Origin of the sequence: Halorubrum sp. Ib24, from assembly GCF_002252745.1 — an archaeon.
Taxonomy (GTDB): domain Archaea; phylum Halobacteriota; class Halobacteria; order Halobacteriales; family Haloferacaceae; genus Halorubrum.
The window spans coordinates 46,273-66,009 of the sequence record NZ_NHOX01000014.1; the positions used below are offsets into that span (position 1 = coordinate 46,273).

At 70.2% G+C, this 19,737-nt stretch carries 18 protein-coding genes; 10 read left to right on the plus strand and 8 right to left on the minus strand.

Annotated elements, in window-relative coordinates:
- The first annotated feature begins 201 nt into the window (after positions 1–201).
- The gene (locus DJ82_RS02930; RefSeq protein WP_094527888.1) at positions 202–564 is read left to right on the plus strand and encodes a DUF5518 domain-containing protein; all 363 of its coding nucleotides are present in this window, start codon (positions 202–204) and stop codon (positions 562–564) included.
- 406 nt (positions 565–970) lie between these two features.
- Here DJ82_RS02930 and DJ82_RS02935 read toward each other — a convergent pair whose 3' ends face one another.
- The 3 genes from DJ82_RS02935 to DJ82_RS02945 all read right to left on the minus strand — a co-directional run bounded on the left by DJ82_RS02935 (position 971) and on the right by DJ82_RS02945 (position 4,424).
- On the minus strand, positions 971–2,680 hold the full coding sequence (locus DJ82_RS02935) for a tryptophan--tRNA ligase (RefSeq protein WP_094581027.1): 1,710 nt from the start codon (positions 2,678–2,680) through the stop codon (positions 971–973).
- A gap of 202 nt (positions 2,681–2,882) precedes the next feature.
- The gene (locus DJ82_RS02940; protein WP_094522021.1) at positions 2,883–3,464 is read right to left on the minus strand and encodes a hypothetical protein; all 582 of its coding nucleotides are present in this window, start codon (positions 3,462–3,464) and stop codon (positions 2,883–2,885) included.
- Positions 3,465–4,037: 573 nt separating this feature from the next.
- A complete protein-coding gene (locus DJ82_RS02945; protein WP_094581028.1) occupies positions 4,038–4,424 on the minus strand; it encodes a DUF5830 family protein in 387 nt (128 codons plus the stop codon).
- A gap of 129 nt (positions 4,425–4,553) precedes the next feature.
- Between DJ82_RS02945 and DJ82_RS02950 the strand changes: the two genes are divergently transcribed.
- From DJ82_RS02950 to DJ82_RS02960, 3 genes are all read left to right on the plus strand, one after another.
- The gene (locus tag DJ82_RS02950; protein ID WP_094581029.1) at positions 4,554–5,837 is read left to right on the plus strand and encodes a tRNA pseudouridine(54/55) synthase Pus10; all 1,284 of its coding nucleotides are present in this window, start codon (positions 4,554–4,556) and stop codon (positions 5,835–5,837) included.
- A 62-nt stretch (positions 5,838–5,899) separates the two neighbouring features.
- A complete protein-coding gene (locus tag DJ82_RS02955; protein ID WP_094581030.1) occupies positions 5,900–6,523 on the plus strand; it encodes a universal stress protein in 624 nt (207 codons plus the stop codon).
- An 85-nt stretch (positions 6,524–6,608) separates the two neighbouring features.
- Entirely contained in the window at positions 6,609–7,082 is a 474-nt protein-coding gene (locus tag DJ82_RS02960) for an Lrp/AsnC family transcriptional regulator (protein ID WP_094522025.1), read from the plus strand.
- A 14-nt stretch (positions 7,083–7,096) separates the two neighbouring features.
- On the opposite strand, the gene DJ82_RS02965 is transcribed toward DJ82_RS02960, so the two are convergent.
- Positions 7,097–8,113, minus strand: a complete 1,017-nt coding sequence (locus DJ82_RS02965; RefSeq protein WP_094522026.1) for an amidohydrolase family protein — start codon at positions 8,111–8,113, stop codon at positions 7,097–7,099.
- A 350-nt stretch (positions 8,114–8,463) separates the two neighbouring features.
- Here DJ82_RS02965 and DJ82_RS02970 point away from each other — a divergent pair, with 350 nt between their 5' ends.
- The 6 genes from DJ82_RS02970 (at position 8,464) to trpG (ending at position 16,598) form a co-directional block, all read left to right on the plus strand.
- Complete coding sequence (locus tag DJ82_RS02970) at positions 8,464–9,966, plus strand: proton-conducting transporter membrane subunit (protein WP_094581035.1); 1,503 nt, start codon at positions 8,464–8,466, stop codon at positions 9,964–9,966.
- The gene (locus tag DJ82_RS02975) at positions 9,963–12,485 is read left to right on the plus strand and encodes a DUF2309 domain-containing protein (protein ID WP_094581031.1); all 2,523 of its coding nucleotides are present in this window, start codon (positions 9,963–9,965) and stop codon (positions 12,483–12,485) included. The genes DJ82_RS02970 and DJ82_RS02975 overlap by 4 nt, the downstream gene beginning before the upstream one ends.
- A 126-nt stretch (positions 12,486–12,611) precedes the next feature.
- On the plus strand, positions 12,612–13,691 hold the full coding sequence (gene trpD, locus DJ82_RS02980; RefSeq protein WP_094581032.1) for an anthranilate phosphoribosyltransferase: 1,080 nt from the start codon (positions 12,612–12,614) through the stop codon (positions 13,689–13,691).
- On the plus strand, positions 13,691–14,335 hold the full coding sequence (locus DJ82_RS02985; protein ID WP_094522029.1) for a phosphoribosylanthranilate isomerase: 645 nt from the start codon (positions 13,691–13,693) through the stop codon (positions 14,333–14,335). The genes trpD and DJ82_RS02985 overlap by 1 nt, the downstream gene beginning before the upstream one ends.
- On the plus strand, positions 14,332–15,984 hold the full coding sequence (gene trpE, locus DJ82_RS02990) for an anthranilate synthase component I (RefSeq protein ID WP_094581033.1): 1,653 nt from the start codon (positions 14,332–14,334) through the stop codon (positions 15,982–15,984). Before DJ82_RS02985 ends, trpE begins: the two co-directional genes overlap by 4 nt.
- On the plus strand, positions 15,981–16,598 hold the full coding sequence (gene trpG / locus DJ82_RS02995; protein WP_094527880.1) for an anthranilate synthase component II: 618 nt from the start codon (positions 15,981–15,983) through the stop codon (positions 16,596–16,598). Before trpE ends, trpG begins: the two co-directional genes overlap by 4 nt.
- Before the next feature lie 33 nt (positions 16,599–16,631).
- Here the strand turns inward: trpG and DJ82_RS03000 are convergent, their stop codons facing one another.
- The 4 genes from DJ82_RS03000 to DJ82_RS03015 all read right to left on the minus strand — a co-directional run bounded on the left by DJ82_RS03000 (position 16,632) and on the right by DJ82_RS03015 (position 19,627).
- Positions 16,632–17,465, minus strand: a complete 834-nt coding sequence (locus DJ82_RS03000) for a molybdenum cofactor biosynthesis protein B (RefSeq protein WP_094581034.1) — start codon at positions 17,463–17,465, stop codon at positions 16,632–16,634.
- 89 nt (positions 17,466–17,554) lie between these two features.
- Positions 17,555–17,974, minus strand: coding sequence for a hypothetical protein (locus tag DJ82_RS03005; protein ID WP_094522033.1), 420 nt, complete (start codon positions 17,972–17,974; stop codon positions 17,555–17,557).
- Between the two features lie 82 nt (positions 17,975–18,056).
- A complete protein-coding gene (locus tag DJ82_RS03010; RefSeq protein ID WP_094522034.1) occupies positions 18,057–18,272 on the minus strand; it encodes a hypothetical protein in 216 nt (71 codons plus the stop codon).
- A 116-nt stretch (positions 18,273–18,388) separates the two neighbouring features.
- Positions 18,389–19,627, minus strand: coding sequence for an NAD(P)/FAD-dependent oxidoreductase (locus tag DJ82_RS03015; RefSeq protein WP_094522035.1), 1,239 nt, complete (start codon positions 19,625–19,627; stop codon positions 18,389–18,391).
- Positions 19,628–19,737: the final 110 nt, after the last annotated feature.

The following is a 19,737-nucleotide window of genomic DNA, read 5'->3' on the forward strand; positions in this document are numbered from 1 at the left end:
GCCCGATCCGTACCGTCGCGTCGCCGCCGATCCCCTCGCTGACGTCCGCGACGTGGATCGTCTCCTGCTCGCTCATACCCGTGAGAGGTGGCGCCCGCCCCATAAACTATCGCCTCGGTCGTCGGGCGGTCGCGTCGGTCGTGGATGGCTCGCACTTAGAGGTCCGCAAGACGTATGCCGTCCCCGGAAGACCGACGGCACATGGACACCGAGAACACCCTCCTCAACGCTGTCGTCGGCGCTATCGCGTCGGCCCTCCTCTCGTTTACCGGTATCTCACCGCTCCTCGGCGGCGCGGTCGCCGGGTATTTAAACGGCGACGACGGGCTGCGCGTCGGCGCGCTCTCCGGTGCGATCGCGTCGATCCCGATCGTCGGGCTGCTGCTGCTCGCGCTGGTGATCCTTCCGTTCCTTGGAGTCTTCGGGTTCCCGCTCGAAGTCGGCCTCGCGGCCGGAGGGATCGTCTTCGTCGCCGTCATCGTGGTGTTGGGCGGCGTCGCCTACTCCGTGGTGTTGAGCGCGCTCGGCGGACTGCTGGGCGTGTACGTAAAAAACGAGCTGTAGGTCGGTCGCTGTTACTTATAAATGATCGAATTCGGATCGGTGGCGAACACCTCCGAAGCCCCAGCCACTCACATATAAATGATCGAATCCGGATCGACAGCGAGCACCACCAAAGCCCCAGCCGCGAGGACTCGGTGCGCTCGCTGCAGTCCTCGGCGCTCACTCCGTTCGCGCCTGCGGTCCTTGCGTCGCGCGCCTTCGCCCTCGCGGCTGCCCCTTCGAGTCTCACCCGACCGCGACCGCACCACAGCCTCACGCCTCCCCAGCCTCGTCGGCCTCCTTCCGGTCGGCCGACTCCCTCGCGCGTGCGACTCGCGCCCTCCGGACGCTCGTCGGCACGCGCCACCGCACCGTTTATTTATAAAAGAGTGCGTGAGAGTTGGCCCGCGACTCCAGCGGAGACGCCTCAGTGCTCGCCGCCCGTCCCGCGCCGGTCGGAGTCGAGGTCGATGTCGAGGTCGTCGAGGAGTTCCTCGACCTCCTCGCGCTTCTCTTGGTGGTCTTCGAGGAACTCTCGCATGAGCTCGGCCGCCTGCTCCTTGCAGCCGCCGCAGAGGCGCTCGCCGTTGACGCACTCGGAGTAGACGGTCTTCGTGAGCTCGTCGTCGTCGCCCGCGAGCAGGTAGGCGTACAGCTCGTAGACGGGGCACTCGTCGGCCTCGCCGCCGAGCTCGCGCTGCTTCTCGGCGGTGTCGCGCCCGCCGGTGGTCGCCGCCTTCACCTTCTCGTAGCCGTCCTCGGGGTCGTCGAGCAGGGAGATGTGGCTCGCCGGGATCGACGAGGACATCTTCCCGCCGGTGAGCCCGGTCATGAACCGGTGATAGATCGAGGAGGGCTGGCGGAAGCCGAACCCGTCGTGATCGATCTCGACCTCGCGCGCGAGCGACTCGGCCTCGCCGCGGGTGAGGTCGAAGGCGTCGACGTGGCCCTCGAAGACGCGCTTGTCGCCCTCGACCGCCTCGATCAGGGCCTCGAACGCCTCGTCGGTGGCGTTGCGGTCGAAGAAGCGCACGCGGGGGCGGAGCGGCTCCTTACCGCCCGCGCGGAGCTTGTCGAGGGCGGTCGACTTGGCGGCCGCGAGGTCGGGGGCGTCGTCGGCGTCTCCGTCGGCGGCGTCCCCATCGGCGGCGTCTCTGTCGGCGGCGCCGGCCTCCGGCGGCTCGTAGTCGGCGAGCCACGCGGCGGCGCCCTCGCAACGCACGTCGGTCTCGGCGTCGTCGACGTCGGCCGCGAGCGCGTCGTACGCGGCCCGGACGAGCTGTCGCTCCGCGTCGTCCAGCTCGAAGCTCGCGAACGCCTCGGTCACCTTGAAGTAGCGCATCCGCGTCGCCAGGTCGCGGGTCAGCCGGACGTGCGGGTCCTGATCCGGGCCGACGGGGATGACGGTGGGCTTCGGCTCGTCGACGAGCTGCGGGTAGAGGATGTCGGCGGTCTGGGTCACCACGCTCTGCATGTGCGAGATGTTCGTCTCGCCGTCGAAGCCGTAGATGGCCTCGAACTCCGAGAAGTTCGCCTTCGAGCCCAGCTCGAAGCCGAGGTCCTGGACCTCGCGGTTATCCGACTGCCGGTACAGCTCGCCGTCCTCGGCGTCGAAGCCGAGCGCGAGGAGGCTGAGCGGGTAGTTGCGCGCGTGCTCGTCGATCTCGTCCCACGACATCCCCCGCGCGGAGTGGGCCTCGAGGTCGGCGATCAGGCCGAACGCGTCGCCGCCCTGCTCCTGATGCCAGATGATCTCGTCGAAGACGAGCTTGTGGCCGATGTGCGGGTCGCCGGTCGGCATGAACCCGGAGAGCGCGGCGAACGGCTCGTCGTTCGCCATCGCCTCGGCGACGGCGTCGTACTCGCGGTGCCCGAAGATGACGCCGCGCCGCATCAGGTAGTGCGGGTCGACCACGTCGTCGGCCACGTCGTCGAACGCCTCGATGCCGAACTCCTCGAACAGGTCCGCGTAGTCGCCGACCGACGCCGACCCCCACGGGTCGAGCGCGACGTCCTCGGTCGGTCCGTCCGCGCGCTCCGTCCCGCCGTCGGCCCGCGCTGTGCGGGTGCCCTCCGGGTGTCCGGAGTCGCCCGCCGGCGCCGACGGCCCCGTCTCCTCGGGGGTGTCCTCGTCCATACGTCTCCTCCCGTCGGTCGACGCAAAAACCGTTCGCTTGCGCGTCAGGACGTGGCATACGAGGTCGGGTACTGGGATAACCGTAATCGGCTCCGTTGAAGTCCTATTCTTCAGACATCTTCTCGTCAGAAACGGCTAGTCAGTAGGAACTGCGTATTGACCACCGAGACGCTACGGTAGTCATCGGAACTACTGGATCGTCTCAGGCGTCGTGATAATCGACGGCGATTTCAGTCGGTCGGTCGGCACCGTTCAGATGCCAGAGAGTGAACGAATAGTCGTAATGATACTCAGGGGTGTCCGGATCCGGCGGGAACGCTTGGTATGAGGTCACGTCGTATCGAAGTTGCCCGTTTCGGTAGACAGAGCGGTCGGTGAAGTCATCGACGACGTCTTCGACGACATTCCCGTTCTCTTCGCGATAGTCCGTGAGGGCGTCACCCGTCGGAAGAACGCCGACAATCACCGACATGAACTGCGTATTCGGGTCAAACGTGCGGAACTCCGTCCCGGGGCCGCCGTCGCCCTCTGCTGGGGTGAGCGCTCCCCAGTCGATGAGTTTGCGCGCGGCGTCTGGATGCGCGAGTAGTACTCCCCAGACCGCGGGGGCACCCTCCTCGGGCGTCGGTTGGTCACCGATGACCGCATCATAGGCAGTCGTTCCAAGCGATGAACTAACCTGTGGCTGCGCGTCGAATCCCACGGCGCTACAACCAGCAAGGCCGGTGAGGGCTGCTACACCGGAGAGGTGGAGGGTCTTCCGTCGTGACCATTCAGGGACCATACGCACAGTTTACCTCACCGACGGTTATAAGGGGTGTAGTAATCCCGAAATGCCGTATGGACTCTTCAAAGGCAGAAGGCTTCACTAGATACCTCGTCCGTATTGACCGCTATCGGAGCAGAACATACCACTTGCTGAGGGTTTCAACAGAGCCCCGTGATCGTGCTTCGATGAGCAGTGTCTTGTCCGGACCGGCCAACCCTATATAAATAGTCACTGTCGGTACCTGAGAGAACATCTTCAAAGCCCCAGTCGCGAGGACTCGCGCGGCTTGCTGCGGTCCTCGGTCGCTCGTTTCACTCGCTCCTGCGGTCCTTGCTGCGCCGTGCTTCGTCCTCGCGACTGCCCCTTTGAGTCCCACCCGACCGCAACCGCACCGCAACCTCGTACCTCCCAGCCTCGCGGCTCGCGCTCAAGAGCGCTCGCCGCGTCCCTCGCGCGTGCTGTCGCCGGCGGCGAGGCCGCCGGCTGCCAGAGGGACCTCCGGTCCCTCGCTGCTCGCGGCCTTTCAGCCGCTCGCAGGCACGCGCCACCGCGTCGGTTATTTAAAAATGCGCGTCGAGACCGCGGTTCTCACTCGTCGTCGCTATCGCGCCCGGTCACCTTCCGGATGCAGGAGGATCCGAACGGGCCGAGCTCGCCGGCGTCGAGCTTCACGAAGTGTCCGGTCGAAATCGAGGTCCCGCAGCGGCGACACTCGAACTCGCCCTCGCGCTGGACGACTTGGCTGTCGTAGTTCACGTAGGTGCCGCCTCGCTGGACTCGGAGCCGGGCGTCCTCGCGCTCGATGAGGCCCCGCTTCTCGGCGGCGTCGAGGATGTCGCGGGTGAGCGCGGGGCTCGTCGTCACCGTCTCGATCCGGTCGATCGCGTCGGGGAGCGCCAGCTCCTCGTGCTCGAGGTGCGCGAGCAGCTCGACGCCGAGCTCCAGCTTCTCCTCCCGGGACGCCGGCTCGTTCACGCCCGGCGAAACGAATCGGACCCTCTTAAGTCGGCCGGGAGGCCGCGCGTCCCGCGGCGCCGGTCCTCCGCGACCACCCGTCGCCCCCGATGTAGTAAGACAGTTACCACGCCGGGCGCTGGGGTTCGTATGGACGTACTGGAGGTCGCGGCGCGGGCGACCGAGACGGGACCGGTGTGCGACGCCTGTCTCGGCCGGCTGGTCGCCGACCGGAGCTTCGGGCTGTCGAACGCCGAGCGGGGGTCGGCGCTGCGCGTCTCGCTCTCGCTGCGCGACGACGAGGACCACGAACCGGTCGACACCGCGGACTGCTGGGTCTGCGAGGGCCGCTGCACCGAGTTCGACGCGTGGGCCGAGCGCGCCGACGAGGCGGTCGAGGGGATCGAGTTCGCCACGTACAACGTCGGCACGCGCCCGCCGCCGCTGATCGAGGAGAACGAGGCGCTGCTCCGCGCCGACGCCGGGCTGGACGAGGACGCGGGCGAACCGTTTAAATCCGAGTTCAACCGCGAGGTCGGCAAGCGGTTCGGCCGGCTCACGGGTGCGGAGGTGTCCTTCGACCGCCCGGACGTGCAGTTCACGATCGACCTCGCGGACGACGAGATCGACGCGAAGGTGAACTCCACCTTCGTGTACGGGCGATACAGGAAACTGGAGCGCGACATCCCGCAGACCGAGTGGCCCTGCCGCGAGTGCAAGGGCTCCGGCCGGCAGGGCGCGGACCCCTGCGACCACTGCGGGGGCTCCGGCTACCTCTACGACGACAGCGTCGAGGAGTACACCGCGCCGATCGTCGAGGACGTGATGGACGGGACGGAGGCGACGTTCCACGGGGCGGGCCGCGAGGACGTCGACGCGCTCATGCTCGGCACCGGACGGCCGTTCGTGATCGAGGTGGAGGAGCCGCGTCGGCGTCGGGTCGACGTCGAGCGCCTCCAGTCGGACATCAACGCCTTCGCCGACGGCGCCGTCGAGGTCGAGGGGCTCCGGCTCGCGACCTACGACATGGTCGAGCGCGTGAAGGAGCACGACGCCGCCAAGCGCTACCGCGCGCAGGTGGCGTTCGACGCCGACGTCGACGCCGACGCCCTCGCCGAGGCGGTCGACGAACTGGAGGGGACGACGGTCGAGCAGTACACCCCGAACCGAGTGGACCACCGGCGCGCGAGCCTCACCCGCGAGCGCGACGTGTACGAGGCGACCGCGGAGGTCGACGACCCGCGTCACGCGACCGTCGAGGTCCGCGGCGCCGGCGGGCTCTACATCAAGGAGCTGATCTCGGGGGACGAGGGCCGCACCGAGCCGAGCCTCGCCGGGCTGCTGGGCGTCGGCGCAGAAGTCACCGCGCTCGACGTCGTCGCCGTCGAGGGCGAGGCGGAGCCGTTCGAGCGCGACGCGTTCTTCAGAGACTGACGCGCTCGAACGGTCGGCGCGGACCGGCGGGATTTATCTGACGCGCGTCTGACGTTGGGGGTATGTACGGGAGCGACGCGGACGAAGCGAGCGCCGAGGCGCCGACGGTCGGCGACGGTGTCGGCGAGCCTGTCGTCGAACCGGCGGTCAGGGAGGCGGCCGCGTCGACCACGACGGCGGCGCACGCCCGTCTGAAGGGGAAAGACCGAGCGGCGCGGCCGGACCGCGTGTCCTCGATCCTCGTGGCCGTCGGCGCCGGCCCGCACACGGGGGCGACCGTCGACGTGGCCCGCGAGGTCGCCGACGCGACCGGCTCTTGGCTCGAACTGTTCCACGTCGTCCCCTCCGACGAGGCGCTCGTCGACGGGGACGCGACGCCGGTCGGCGACCGCGAGGACGCCGACGCCGCCGAGTACGCCGCGGCCGGCGATCGCCTCCTCTCGTCGGCCCGCGACCGCCTCGGCGACTTCGACAGGGTGGACCGCTGGCTCGTCGAGGACCGGACCGCCGCGGGCGCGATCGTCGAGCAGTCGCCGTACTACGACCTCGTGGTCGTCGGCGCCCCCACCACTGGCGCCGTCGGCCGGTTCGTGTTCGGCTCCACGACGGACACCGTGATCGACGACGCCGAGGTCCCCGTGGTCGTCGTCGAGGCGCAGGGTGACACGTCGCTGGACGTGGCGTAGGCCGCGGTGGACTCGCGTCGGGCGTCCCCGCTCCGTTTAAAAGCGACATAGAACAGTAAAGTGGCTATGCCACGGAGGCTCCGGTATGGCTGACGAAGCGATCGACGACGTGGACAGGGCGATCCTGTACGCGCTCCAAGAGGACGCCCGAAACACCTCGTCAGGGGACATCGCGGAGCGCACCGGGACGTCGGACAGCACCGTCCGCAAACGCATCCAGCGCCTCGAGTCAGACGGGATAATCAAGGGGTACAGCGCCGACGTCGACTACCAGAAGTCGGGGTATCCGCTCCGGATGCTGCTCTACTGCACCGCGTCGATACCCGAGCGCGGCGAGCTGCTCCCCGAGATCCTGAAGATCGACGGCGTCATCTCGGTGCAGGAGCTGGTCACCGGCGAACAGAACCTCCTCGTGACGGCGGTCGGCGAGTCGGACGGCGACATCACGCCCGTGGCACAGGAGCTCCTCGACATGGGGCTCACCGTCGCGGACGAGGTGCTCGTTCGGAGCCACGAGGCGACGCCGTTCGGCAAGTTCGACGCCGAGACCGACTCCTGAACGCGGACCGGTCGCTACCCGACGACCCGCTTGACGTCGAGCGCGGTCGCGCGCCGGACGACCGCCCGCACCGGGTCCTCCGAGCCGGCCAGGTTGTCCGAGTCGCCGTCGAGGACGACGAGCGCGGCCCGTCGCCCGGGCGCGATGACGCCGCAGTCGAGCCCCGCGATCTCGGCGCCGGCGGCGGTCGCCATCCGTAGCACCTCCCGGGCGGTCACGTCGAACCGCTTCGCCGTGTACGCCATCTCGCGGAACATCGACGGGGCGTTCAGCATGACGTTGTCCGTGCCGAGCGCGACGGTCGTGTGGTCGAGCAGCTCCCGGACCGGCGGCGTTCCGACGTCGAGGACCTCGTTCGCGCGCGGGCACACGGCGACCGGGACCGACCGGTCCGCGACGCGTTCGAGGTGCTCCCGCTCGGCGTGTACCATATGAACGAGCAGGTCCGGATCGAGGTCGAGCGCCGGGTGGATGTCGGTCGCGTCCGGCTCGCCGGCGTGGATGGCGAAGGGAACGCCGCGGTCCTCGCACGCGGCGCGTTCGTCGGCGAAGTCGTCGTCGTTCGCCCCGGAGGCCCCGTACCCGTCGGCGACGTCGAGGACGGCGGGGTCGCCGCTCCCGAAGATGAACGGGTCGACGGCGACCGACGACGCCGCCTCGCGGAGGGCCCGCGCCCCGGCCACTCCGTTCTCCCGGAAGTCCAAACAGGAGATCGTACCGGTCCGCCGCGCGAACCGGAGCGTTCGGCGCATCGCCGACACGAGGTCGGCGCGGTCGGCGGCCGCCAGCCGCCGGTGTTTCAGGCTCTCCGGCGGGGCCACCGCCTCGTCGAGCGACAGCCCGACGGCCGCCTCCTTCGCGACGGAGTCCCCTAGATGCGTGTGGGCGTTGACGAACGCGGGCAGGACGATGTCGGTCGACTCCGTGTCGGTCTCCTCGACGGCCTCGATCCGACCGTCGTCGACGACGAGACGCCCGCGAGTCGGCTCGAACGACTCGCCGGCGAGGACGGTCCCGGTGAGTTCCTCCATACCGACACTGCGGATCGGATAACGATATGGTTTTCTGAACGCGATTCGCGAACGGACCGAGAACTGGACTGGTCGTCGGCGACGTATCCGTTACGGACCCGCGGACGAGCCGCTCGGGACGAACCCCGTCCGGACACGTCCACGATTACGCCTACGAACCCGCTCCGCTCGGTTCACGACGCGGACCCGTCTCCTCGCGATAACTATAATGTTCTATAATGAGATTATATCGAACAGTTTGTGAAGATAAACAGATTTAATACACAATCTGTTCACTAGACGGAGTGAAGACGACCGATACCGGTTCGCCGTGCGGGTCGGCTACGGAGATTGGTCGCACGAGCCGAACGATGTCGGAATCCAACTCGAAAACGACGGTCGGAGCGCTCCCGGACGCGACGGCGGAGACGCCGTTCGCGCCCGTCGCACTCACGTGGCTCGCCTGGTCGCTGTTCGCCGCGAGCCTCGCGGTCCTCGTCGCCCGAGTCCGAATCGGTTTCGCCCCGGCGGTCCCCGGCGCGTTCGCCGTCGACGGACTCACCGTCCTGATGTGGGTGGTCGTCGCCTTCTTCGGCGGCGTCGTCCACAGCTACTCGCGCCGGTACATGGCGGGAAGCGCCCACGAGACGCGGTTCTTCCTCGCCGTGTTCGCCTTCGAGGTGACCGTGATGGCCCTCGTCGCGGCCGACCACCTCGCCGCGTTCGGACTGCTGTGGCTGGCGATGGGGCTGGTGATGGCGAGGCTCATCGGCGTCGTCGACGGGTGGAGACAGGCGCGGGCCGCCGCGTCGCTCGCTCGGCGGTACTTCGTCGCCAGCAGCGCGCTCCTCGGCGTCGCGCTGACCGCGCTCTGGCGGGCGACCGGCGCCACGACGGTCTCCGGCGTCGCCGCGGCCGCCGACGGGCTCGGCGGACCGCTGTGGGTCGTCGCCGCGGGCGCGCTCGTCCTCGCGGCGATGATCCAGTCCGCGCTGCTTCCGTTCCACGGCTGGCTGCTCTCGTCGATGACCGCCCCCACGCCGGCGTCGGCGCTGATGCACGCCGGGTTCGTCAACGCCGGCGGCGTCCTGCTGCTCCGGTTCGCGCCGGTCGTCACCGTCGACGCCGGCCTCATGCTCGCTATCGTCGCGGTCGGCGCGACCAGCGCGCTGCTCGGGAAGCTCCTCAAGTCCGTCCGGCCGGACGTCAAGAGCAAGCTGGCCTGCTCGACGGTGGGGCAGATGGGATTCATGATCATGCAGGCCGGTCTGGGGTTCTTCGGGGCCGCCGTCACCCACCTCATCCTGCACGGCTTCTACAAGGCCTACCACTTCCTCGGTGCGGGCGGTGCGGTCGAACGGACGGCCCCGAGCGGGCAGACGGCCCCCCGGACGGGCGTCTCCGGCGTCGCCGACGGCGCGGTGACGCTGCTGACCGGACTGGCGGGCGGCGCGGTCTTCGCGCTGCTGACGGGGAAGGGAACGAGCGTCGACTCCGGACTGCTGCTCGCCCTGTTCGTGGCGTTCACGACCCTCCACGCGGCGCGGGGCGCGGTCCGGCACGCGTCGCTTCCGCCGGCGGTCCGCTACGGTGCGGTCCCGCTGGTCTTCCTGCCGGCGATCACCGTGTACGCGCTCGTCTACAGGGGCGTCTCGGCGCTCCTCACCGGGCTCCCGGTCGTCTCGGCGCCGACCGAACTGACCGCGCTGCACGGCCTCGTGGCCGCCGCCTTCCTCGCCGCGTACGTGGCGATAGAGACCGGCCTCCACGAGCGCAGCCGCCGGCTCTACGTCGCGCTCCTGAACTGGGGGCACCCGTCGTCCGGAACCGTGCTGACGAACGCCGAGGAGTACGACAGCGGAGGAGTTCAATGAGCGCTGAATCCACTATCCACGACGGCATCGACGAGGCGGCGGCGACGGTCGGGTCGGTCTGGCCGATCCACTCGTTCGTGACGGCGAACCCCCTCTCGGGGTTCGAGAACATACCGTTCGACGAGGCGGTGACGCAGGCCGCCGACGTGTTGGGCGGACGCGGCTACCCGAGCCGAGAGGTCTTCCGCGCGGCGCTGGACGACGGCCGGATCGACCGCGAGACGCTCGCCGCGGAGCTCGCCGACCGCGGCTACGAGGCCGACCCGGAGACGCTGCTCGAACGCGTGGACGCGTCGGTCGAGTCGGCGGCGCCGGACGGCGGGGCCGAGCGGGTCGATCACGTGCTGACGAAGTGGCTGTCGGCGTTCCTCGACGAGGGCGGCGCCGCGTGGCCGATGCCGAACCGCGACGAGGGGTTCTACGCCGCCTTCCGCGAGCTGGCACCGCACGACGCCGACGTCCCGGACGAGGGGGTCGTCGCGTCGCTCCCGGAGACCCCGACCGAGGCCATCGAGGCCGTCTTGGAGCCGTACCCGGAGAGCCAGTGGGTCCCCGTCTTCGAGGAACAGCTGGCCGCGCTTCCGGGCTGGGCCGGGTTCATCAAGCAGCGCGCGGACGACGAGGGGGCGTGGCAGTCGGCCCACCCGATCACGCTCGCGGACTACGTCGCGGTCCGCCTCGCGCTCCTCGACGGGTTCGGCGTCGATGTCGAGCCGGCCACTGATCCCGGGAGCGCCGACGCCGATCCGGCCGACGAGCTCGCCGAGGCGTTTCTGAGCGCCTGGGAGGCGAGCTACCGCTCCGAGGTCGTCGGGCGCGTGACCGCCGAGAGCCGGTCGCTCGCCGAGAGCCGGTCCCTGGCCGGCTGCGAGTCGCCGGACGAGAGCGACCCGCCGGCCGGGGGCGACTCCTCGGGCGAGAGCGACCCGTCGGCCCGCCCCGACGCGCAGTTGGTGTTCTGCATCGACACGCGGTCGGAGGTGATCCGGCGTCACATCGAGGACGAGGGCGAGTACGAGACCCACGGGTACGCCGGCTTCTTCGGCGTTCCGATGGAGTATCAGGCGTACGACGCCGACGTGTCGGTCGACGCCTGCCCGCCCATCCTCGATCCCCGGCACCGCATCAGCGAGATACCGACCGACGGAGACGCGCAGGCGCGCCGCGACCGCCGGTCGAGCGTCCGCGAGGTCGCGGGTGACGTCGTCAAGAAGCTGAAGACGAACCCCGCCAGCGCCTTCGGCTTCGTGGAGAACGCGGGGAGCGGGTACGGACTGGCGCTCGCGGCCCGCACGCTGGTGCCGAGCCGCGTTCGCGACCTGTTGGGGGCCGCGGACGACGCGGTGCCCGACGACCGCGAGTTCTGCGAGCAGACCGTCCACCACCAGCACGCCTACGCCGGCGATCTCCCGATCGGACTGACCCAAGAGGAGAAGGTCGAGTACGCCGCGACCGCGTTCGATCTGATGGGCTGGACGGAGTTCGGCCGGCTCGTGGTGTTCGCCGGCCACGCGAGCGAGACGACCAACAACCCCTACGACTCGAGCCTCGACTGCGGCGCGTGTGCCGGCAACCCCGGCGGGCCGAACGCCCGCGTCCTCGCGGCGATCTGCGCCGACCCCGACGTGAAGGCGGCGCTGCGCGAGCGCGGCTTCGACGTCCCCGACGACACCGTCTTCCTCGCCGGCGAACACAACACGACGACCGACGAGATCGAGCTCTACGGGGACGTGCCCGAGAGCCACGCGGACGACCTCGCGGCGCTGCGCGCGGACCTCGCGGCGGCCCGCGAGAGCGCGGCCGCCGAACGCGCGGACGCGATGGGCGCCGACGCCTCGGCGGGCGTCGGCGAGACCGAGCGCCGCGCCGGCGACTGGGCCGAGACGCGCCCCGAGTGGGGACTGGCCGGCAACGCGGGCTTCGTCGTCGGGCCCCGCGAGCTGACGAGCGACCTCGACCTGGACGGCCGCGCGTTCCTCCACTCGTACGACTGGTCGACCGACCCCGACGGCGACGCGCTCGAGGCGATCCTCGCCGGGCCGATGGTCGTCACCCAGTGGATCAACGCGCAGTACTACTTCTCGACCGTCGACAACGCGACCTACGGGAGCGGGTCGAAGGCGACGCAGAACCCCGTCGGCAACGTCGGCGTCTACCAGGGGAACGGCGGCGATCTGATGACCGGGCTCCCCAGCCAGTCGCTGATGGCCGCCGACGGCGTCCCGTACCACCAGCCGCTCCGCCTCTCGACGGTCGTGCACGCCCCCGTGGAACGCGTCACCGACGCGCTGGCCGACCACGACGAGGTGACGGAACTGCTGGACAACGACTGGCTCTCGTTGACGGTCGTCGACCCGACGCGCGACCACCGCGCGTTCGAGTACGAGCGCGACCTGAGCTGGGCACCGGCCTCGGAGCCGGCCGCCGCCGAGCCGGAGGCGCCGACCGAAACCGAACCGGAGGCGCCGACCGAAACCGAACCGGAGGCGCCGGTCGCTCCCACCGTCGCGGACGACTGAGCCGTCCCCGCGGTCCCGTTCTGTCTCCTTCCGCGCTCCGCGTGACCGAGTACCACCGCGGCGACAGCGTTAAATCGGTGTACAGACTTGTACATCACAACGCGAAGTAATACATCGGTGAACACTATGGATATCAACGACACGGTCGAACGCGTGACGGACGGGACGGATCTGACTGTCGAGGAGTCGCGCGAGGCCGCGCGGCTGGTCTTCGAGGAGGCCACGGAGGCGCAGATCGGCGCCCTCCTCGCCGCCCTCCGGGCGAAGGGCGAGACCGAGGCCGAGATCGCCGGCTTCGCGCAGGGGATGCGCGACGCCGCCCGCACGATCGAGCCGGCCCGCGAGCCGCTCGTCGACACCTGCGGGACGGGCGGCGACGACCACGACACGATCAACGTCTCGACGACCGCCGCGATCGTCGCCGCGGGCGCGGGCGTCCCGGTCGCCAAGCACGGCAACTACTCCGTCTCCTCCTCCTCCGGGAGCGCCGACGTGCTGGAGGTCGCGGGCGCCGACGTCGAGGCCGAGCCGCCGGCGGTCGAGGACGCCATCGAGGCCGACGGGATCGGCTTCATGCTCGCGCCCGTCTTCCACCCGGCGATGAAGGCCGTGATCGGCCCGCGCAAGGAGCTCGGGATGCGGACGATATTCAACGTGCTCGGCCCGCTCACCAACCCCGCCGGCGCCGACGCGCAGGTGCTCGGCGTCTACGACCCCGACCTCGTCGGGACGATCGCCCGGTCGCTCGCGCGCATGCCCGTCGAGCACGCGCTGGTGGTCCACGGCGCGGGGATGGACGAGATCGGGATCCACGACGAGACGGTCGCCGCCGAGGTCGTCGGCGACGAGGTGACCGAGTTCACGATCGCGCCGGAGGACCTCGGGCTCGACCGCGCCCCGATCGAGGACGTCTCGGGCGGGACGCCGGCGGAGAACGCGGCCGACCTGCGGGGGATCGTCGACGGCTCCGTCACGGGGCCGAAGCGCGACCTGATCCTCGCGAACGCGGGGGCGGCGATCTACGTCGCCGGCGAGGCCGACACGCTCGCGGCGGGCGTCGAGCGGGCCGCCGAGGCGATCGACTCCGGCGCGGCCGCCGAGAAGTTCGCGGCGCTGTGCGGCGACGACGGGATCGCGGAGGGAGCGGCGACCCCGGCGGACGACGCCGAGGAGGCGACGACCGCCGGCTCGGAGGGCGACGACTGATGGCCCGGGTAAAGATCTGCGGGCTCACGGACGCCGCGGACCTCCGGGCCGCGGTCGACGCGGGCGCGGACGCGGTCGGCGTGATCTCGGAGGTGCCGGTCGACTCCGGGCGCGAGGTCGACTCGGCGACGGCGGCGGAGCTGCTCGCGGACGTCCCGCCGTTCGTCACGGCGACGCTGGTCACGATGCCCGACTCCGCCGAGCGCGCGGTCGAGCTCCTGCGGACGGTCGGTCCGGACGCGATTCAGCTCCACGGCGAGTGGACGCCCGACGAGATCCGGTACATCCGCGCGGAGACGGAGCGGAAGGTGCTGCTCGCCGTCGACGCCGACGACCCGGCCCGCGCCGAGGAGTTCGACGCGGTCGCCGACGCGCTCGTGATCGACTCGACCGACGACTCCGGCGCCGGCGGCACCGGCGAGGCCCACGACTGGGCGAAGACGGGCGAGCTGGCGGCCCGGCTCACGTCGCCGGTCGTGCTCGCGGGCGGGCTCACGGCCGACAACGTCGCCGAGGCCGTCCGCGTCGCCGACCCGTACGCCGTCGACGTCGCCTCCGGCGTCGAGCTGGCGGACGGGCGGAAGGACCACAACGCGGTGGCCCGGTTCGTCGCCAACGCGGGCCGGGAGATGGAGCTCGCATGAGCGACGACGGCTCCCCGCTCGACCGCTCGAAGGCCGCGTTCGTCGAGCTCGCCGACGACGCGGAGAAGCCGGTCGTCGTCCGGGCGTCCGCGGCGCTCGACGCCGAAGTGACCCCGCTCGCGGCGTACGCGACCCTCGTCGGCGACGGGCCGTACGGGTTCCTCCTGGAGTCCGGCGAGAAGGTCGCCTCCAGCGACCCCGACGGCGCGTTCACGTCGGGCGGGAAGGCCGACCGGCACGCCCGCTACTCGTTCGTCGGCTACGACCCCGAGGCGATCGTCTCCGTCCACCCCGACCGCACGGACGTGACCCGGCTCGGGCCGGCGGCGGAGTTCGTCGGGGACGGATCTGAGAAAGAGACCGGCCCCGGCGCGGGCGACGCGGTCGACCGGATCCGCGCGGCGTTCCCCGACGTGAGCCTGCGCGGGTTCCCCGACACCGACCGGCAGATCCTCTCCGGCGGGTTCGTCGGCTTCCTCGCGTACGAGGCCGTCTACGACCTCTGGCTGGAGGAGGTCGGCGTCGAGCGCCCCGAGACCGAGTTCCCGGACGCCGAGTTCGCGCTCACGACCCGCACGGTCGTCTTCGACGAGAAGGAGGGGAGCGCCGAGCTCGTCTTCACGCCGGTCATCGGTGTCGACGACGACCCGGCGGCGGTGTACGACGACCTCGTCGCCGAGGCGGAGCGGGTGAGCGCCGAGCTCCGTGAGGCCGCGCCGCCGGAGCCCGACGGGATCCGAGTCGACGCGGAGTCCGCGGACCCACGCGAGGCGTACGAGGAGGCGGTCCGGACCGCGAAGCGCCACGTCCTCGACGGCGACATCTACCAGGGCGTGATCTCGCGGAGCCGGGAGCTCCGCGGCGAGGTAGACTCGCTGGGGCTGTACGCGGCGCTCCGCGAGGTGAACCCCTCGCCGTACATGTACGTGCTGCGCCACGACGACCGGAGCATCGTCGGCGCGAGCCCGGAGACGCTGGTGTCGGTGCAGGGCGACCGGATCGTCTCGAACCCCATCGCGGGCACCTGTTCCCGCGGGACGAGCCCGGTCGAGGACCGCCGGCTCGCCGGCGAGATGCTCGCCGACGCGAAGGAGCGCGCGGAGCACACGATGCTCGTCGACCTCGCGCGCAACGACGTCCGGCGCGTCTCGGAGGCGGGATCGGTCCGCGTCGAGGAGTTCATGAACGTGCTGAAGTACAGCCACGTCCAGCACATCGAGTCGACCGTCACGGGGACGATGGCGGCCGACGCCGACGCCTTCGACGCCACGCGCGCGACGTTCCCGGCCGGCACGCTCACGGGGGCGCCGAAGGTGCGCGCGATGGAGATCATCGAGGAGTTAGAGACCACGCCGCGGGAGGCGTACGGTGGCGGCGTCGGCTACTACGCGTGGACCGGCGACGCGGACTTCGCCATCGTGATCCGGACCGCGACGCTCGACGAGTCGCCGGCGGGCGCGAGCGGTCCGGACGAGGCCGCCGTGACCGTCCGGGCCGGCGCCGGGCTCGTCGCCGACTCCGATCCGGCCGCCGAGTACGAGGAGACCGAGCAGAAGATGGACGGCGTGCTGACCGCGATCGACCGGATCCGGGACGAGGAGTCGCCCGCGGACGACCCCCTCCCCGCCGGCGCGGAGGTCGACGAATGAACGTCGTCGTCGTCGACAACTTCGACTCGTTCACCTACAACCTCGTCGAGTACGTCTCCGATCAGACGCTCGACGGCGAGGACGACGCGAGCGGGGACCCGGAGCCGATCGACGTCGAGGTGTTCAAGAACACCGCGTCGCTGGCGGCGATCCGCGACGCCGACCCGGACGCGGTTATCATCAGCCCCGGCCCTGGTCACCCGAAGAACGAGCGCGACGTGGGCGTGACGACGGCCGTGCTCCGGGAGCTCTCGCCCGAGGTCCCGACGCTCGGCGTCTGTCTCGGCCTAGAGGCCGCCGTGTACGAGTACGGCGGGACCGTCGGTCACGCGCCGGAGCCGATCCACGGCAAGGCGTTCCCGGTGGATCACGACGGCGAGGGGGTGTTCGCCGGGCTCGACCAGGGGTTCCGCGCCGGGCGGTACCACTCGCTGGCCGCCACGGCGGTCCCCGACGCCTTCGCGGTGACGGCGACGACGGACCACGAGGACGACGAGATCGTGATGGGGATCCGCCACCGCGAGCACCCGATCGAGGCCGTGCAGTTCCACCCGGAGAGCGTGTTGACCGCGGCCGGCCACGACCTGATCCGGAACTTCCTCGAAGCCGTCTGAGGCGGACGTCGAGACCGCGCGGCGACGCGGGCCCTACTTCGCTTCCTCGTCCGCCGACTCCCCGCTCGCCTCGCGGTCGCCCTCCGTCTCCTCTTCGGTGCCGGCGTCGCCCTCCGTCTCCTCCTCGTCGTCTTCGTCGTCCGCGTCGCGTCCGGCGAGCCCGACGAGGTGGCCGACCTCCGGGAGGATTATCTCGTCGACGCCGAGCCGGACCGCCTTCTCGGAGCCGGGGAGACAGAAGACGGGCGTGGCGGAGACGATCCCGGCCGTCGCCCGCGACCCGATGGTCCGCGTCCCGACCTCGGCCTCCGAGCGCCGGCGGAACAGCTCGCCGAAGCCGGGGAGCTTCTTCGCGAAGAGGCCGTCGACCGCCTCCGGCGTCACGTCGTCCGGCGTCACGCCGGTGCCGCCGGTGGTGACGACGACGTCGGCGTCCTTCCGGCGGGCCAATCGGTCTACGGTCCCCTGCACGCTGTCGTACTCGTCCGGGACCAGCTCGCGGACGGCGACCTCGTGGCCCGCGTCCTCGAACGCGGCGGCGACGTGGTCGCCGGACGGGTCCTCGTCGAGCGAGCGCGAGGACGACACCGTCACGACCGCGACCTCGACCGACTCGGCGTCGTGGTGGTGATGGTCGTGGCCGCGGTCGTCATCGTGGTGGTGGTCTCCGTCGTCGTGGTGGTCTCCGTCGTCGTGGTGGTCTCCGTCGTCGTGGTGGTCTCCGTCGTCGTGGTGGTCTCCGTCGTCGTGGTGGTGGTCGTGGCCGCGGTCGCCGTCTTCCCCGCGGCCGCCGTCCGCGTCCTCTCCGCTGTCGCCGCCCTGTCCGTGGTCCGCTTCGCCCTCGCCGTGGTCGTGCGCGTCGCTCATGGCACCACGTTTCCCGGCGACGGTGAAAACACCACCACCTCCGCCCCCCGGACGCGGCGGTCGCCCGGTTCGCGCGCTATCGGACCGACCTAGGGCCAGTCGTCCCGCGACGACTCCTCGGGCGCCTCCTCCTCGTCCGGCTCGTCCGCCGCGAGGATCCACCCCGCGGCCTGGGCCGCGTCCTCGACGTGGAGGAACTCCCAGCCGGTGGCCTCGGCGACCGCCTCGTCCTCGTCGTCGACGCCGACGAACACGTGCCGGTCCGTGTCGAACTGGCCGGCGATGTTCTCCAGGCTCTCCTCGACGCCGCGCGGGCCCGAGAAGAAGTCCTGGCGAACGCGGTGTTTGCGCGTGAAGTTGGTGACGACGTACGTCGGCTTCTCGCTGACCACGCCGACGTACTCCGTCCACTGCCGGGCGTTGTTGAACACGTCGTTGGGGTCCGCGAGCGTCTTCAGCGCCTCCAGCTCGAACGCGAGCGTCATGTCGGTAGATCCGCCACTGTCCATGGATCCGTGTTCGCGCGGCGAGCGAAAACAACTTCGCTTCGGGGGTGGCGTTCGCGGGGGACCGACGTCGCCTCTCCGACCCTCAGCGCGTGCGAACCTGGTAGTAGTCGGTGAACTTCACGAAGTCGCCGTCGTCGAGGTCGCCGTGTTCCGGCGCCGTTCTCGGTCGCCCGGCGAGCTTCCGCACGAGGATCTGTGCGTCCTCGCCGAGTTCGTCGTAGTGACGCACGCGAGCACCCGGCGGGATCCAGCCGGTCCGCCGGAGCCGAAGCCGTCGCCCCGTCTCTCGGAGTGGCATACGATAACGCATGTCATGATTAATCATAAACGTTGCGTCGGTTCCGAGCGAGCGGGTCGAACGAGCGTAAACGGAGCGACCGGAGAAACGGACGGATCGGGGGCGAGCGTCCCGCGTTACTGCTCGGTCGTCGCCGCCAGGTCGTCGACGGAGAAGCCGGGCTCCATGAGGAGATCCGTCTGATCGCTCACGTCGCGGCCCTCGCGCATGAGCTGTTTGAACGCGGACTGCGGGGAGAGGTCGCCGATGAGGACGCCGCCGACGACCTTGCCGTCCTTGAGGGCCACGCGGCGCCACTCGCCCTCGGCCGTGGTCGCCTCGACCGAGTCGTCGCCGATGGTCGGGTGGCCGAACGAGAGGAACGGGAAGTCGAAGTGGGTGATCGAGTACGAGGAGACCCACTCGAACGCCTCGCTGCCGTAGTCGAGCATGTTGCGGGCGGCGATCGTTCCCTGCTCCTTCGCCGAGCCCCACGAGCCGTTCTTCCCCTGCTCGCCGAGGACCAGATCGTTGAACGTGGTGATGTCGCCGGCCGCGAACACGTTGTCGACGTTGGTTCGCATGTACTCGTCGACGGCGATGCCGTTGTCCGTCTCCAGCGGGGTCTGCTCGACGATCTCGGTGTTGAAGTTCAGGCCGATCGCGACGCCCGCGAAGTCGCACTCGTAGCGCTCGCCGTTCGGGTCAACTGCGGCCTCGACGTGGCCGTCGTCGTCGACCTCGAAGTGATCGACGCCGGAGCCGAAGACGGGCTCGACGCCGCGCTCGCGCATCGCGTCGTGCATGATCGACGCGCCCTCCTCGGAGAGCGCGTAGCGCCACCAGCAGTCGCCGCGCATCAGGTACTTCGCCTCGACATCCTGCGCGCCGCAGATGGCCGCGAAGTCGATCCCGAGGAGCCCCGCACCGACGATGACAGCCCGCTCGGCGCCCTCGACGCTCTCTTTGATCCGCCGAGCGTCTTGGAACGTCCAGAAGTGGTGGATCCCGTCCGCGTCCGCGTTCTCGACGGGGAGCTGCTGGGGGGTGCCGCCGATCGCGAGCAGGAGGGAGTCGTACTCGAACGTCTCGCCCTCGTGGGTGTGGACCGCGTCGTTCTCCACGTCGATGTCGACGACGACGGTGTTGAGCCGGAGGTCGACGTCGTGCTCGTCGTACCATTCCTCTTGGTGGATCGAGATCGGCGCCTCGGGGAGCTTCCCCTTCGCGTACTCTTTGATCAGGATCCGGTTGTAGAGGGACTCTCCCTCGTCGGTGAGAACCGTGATCTCGGCGTCAGGCGCTTGCTCGCGCAGCGTCTCGGCCGCGGACGCACCCGCGATACCGTCCCCGACGATCACGTACGAATCGCTCATGTGCGGGCGTTCGGATTCGGGGTTAATGTGGGTTGCCATCCGCACTGATACCCGTGATACACTTGCGCTCGGGGCCGCGGTCGGACTTATTCACCGCCGTGGTCGCCGCC

Coding starts and splice junctions, on each gene's coding strand:
- DJ82_RS02985 (WP_094522029.1), top strand. CDS start 13,691: ATGGCCCGGGTAAAGATCTGCGGGCTCACGGACGCCGCGGACCTCCGG.
- DJ82_RS03005 (WP_094522033.1), bottom strand. CDS start 17,974: ATGGACAGTGGCGGATCTACCGACATGACGCTCGCGTTCGAGCTGGAG.
- trpG (WP_094527880.1), top strand. CDS start 15,981: ATGAACGTCGTCGTCGTCGACAACTTCGACTCGTTCACCTACAACCTC.
- DJ82_RS02935 (WP_094581027.1), bottom strand. CDS start 2,680: ATGGACGAGGACACCCCCGAGGAGACGGGGCCGTCGGCGCCGGCGGGC.
- DJ82_RS02940 (WP_094522021.1), bottom strand. CDS start 3,464: ATGGTCCCTGAATGGTCACGACGGAAGACCCTCCACCTCTCCGGTGTA.
- DJ82_RS02930 (WP_094527888.1), top strand. CDS start 202: ATGGACACCGAGAACACCCTCCTCAACGCTGTCGTCGGCGCTATCGCG.
- DJ82_RS03000 (WP_094581034.1), bottom strand. CDS start 17,465: ATGAGCGACGCGCACGACCACGGCGAGGGCGAAGCGGACCACGGACAG.
- DJ82_RS02950 (WP_094581029.1), top strand. CDS start 4,554: ATGGACGTACTGGAGGTCGCGGCGCGGGCGACCGAGACGGGACCGGTG.
- DJ82_RS02970 (WP_094581035.1), top strand. CDS start 8,464: ATGTCGGAATCCAACTCGAAAACGACGGTCGGAGCGCTCCCGGACGCG.
- DJ82_RS02960 (WP_094522025.1), top strand. CDS start 6,609: ATGGCTGACGAAGCGATCGACGACGTGGACAGGGCGATCCTGTACGCG.
- DJ82_RS03010 (WP_094522034.1), bottom strand. CDS start 18,272: ATGCCACTCCGAGAGACGGGGCGACGGCTTCGGCTCCGGCGGACCGGC.
- DJ82_RS02955 (WP_094581030.1), top strand. CDS start 5,900: ATGTACGGGAGCGACGCGGACGAAGCGAGCGCCGAGGCGCCGACGGTC.
- trpD (WP_094581032.1), top strand. CDS start 12,612: ATGGATATCAACGACACGGTCGAACGCGTGACGGACGGGACGGATCTG.
- DJ82_RS02965 (WP_094522026.1), bottom strand. CDS start 8,113: ATGGAGGAACTCACCGGGACCGTCCTCGCCGGCGAGTCGTTCGAGCCG.
- DJ82_RS03015 (WP_094522035.1), bottom strand. CDS start 19,627: ATGAGCGATTCGTACGTGATCGTCGGGGACGGTATCGCGGGTGCGTCC.
- DJ82_RS02975 (WP_094581031.1), top strand. CDS start 9,963: ATGAGCGCTGAATCCACTATCCACGACGGCATCGACGAGGCGGCGGCG.
- trpE (WP_094581033.1), top strand. CDS start 14,332: ATGAGCGACGACGGCTCCCCGCTCGACCGCTCGAAGGCCGCGTTCGTC.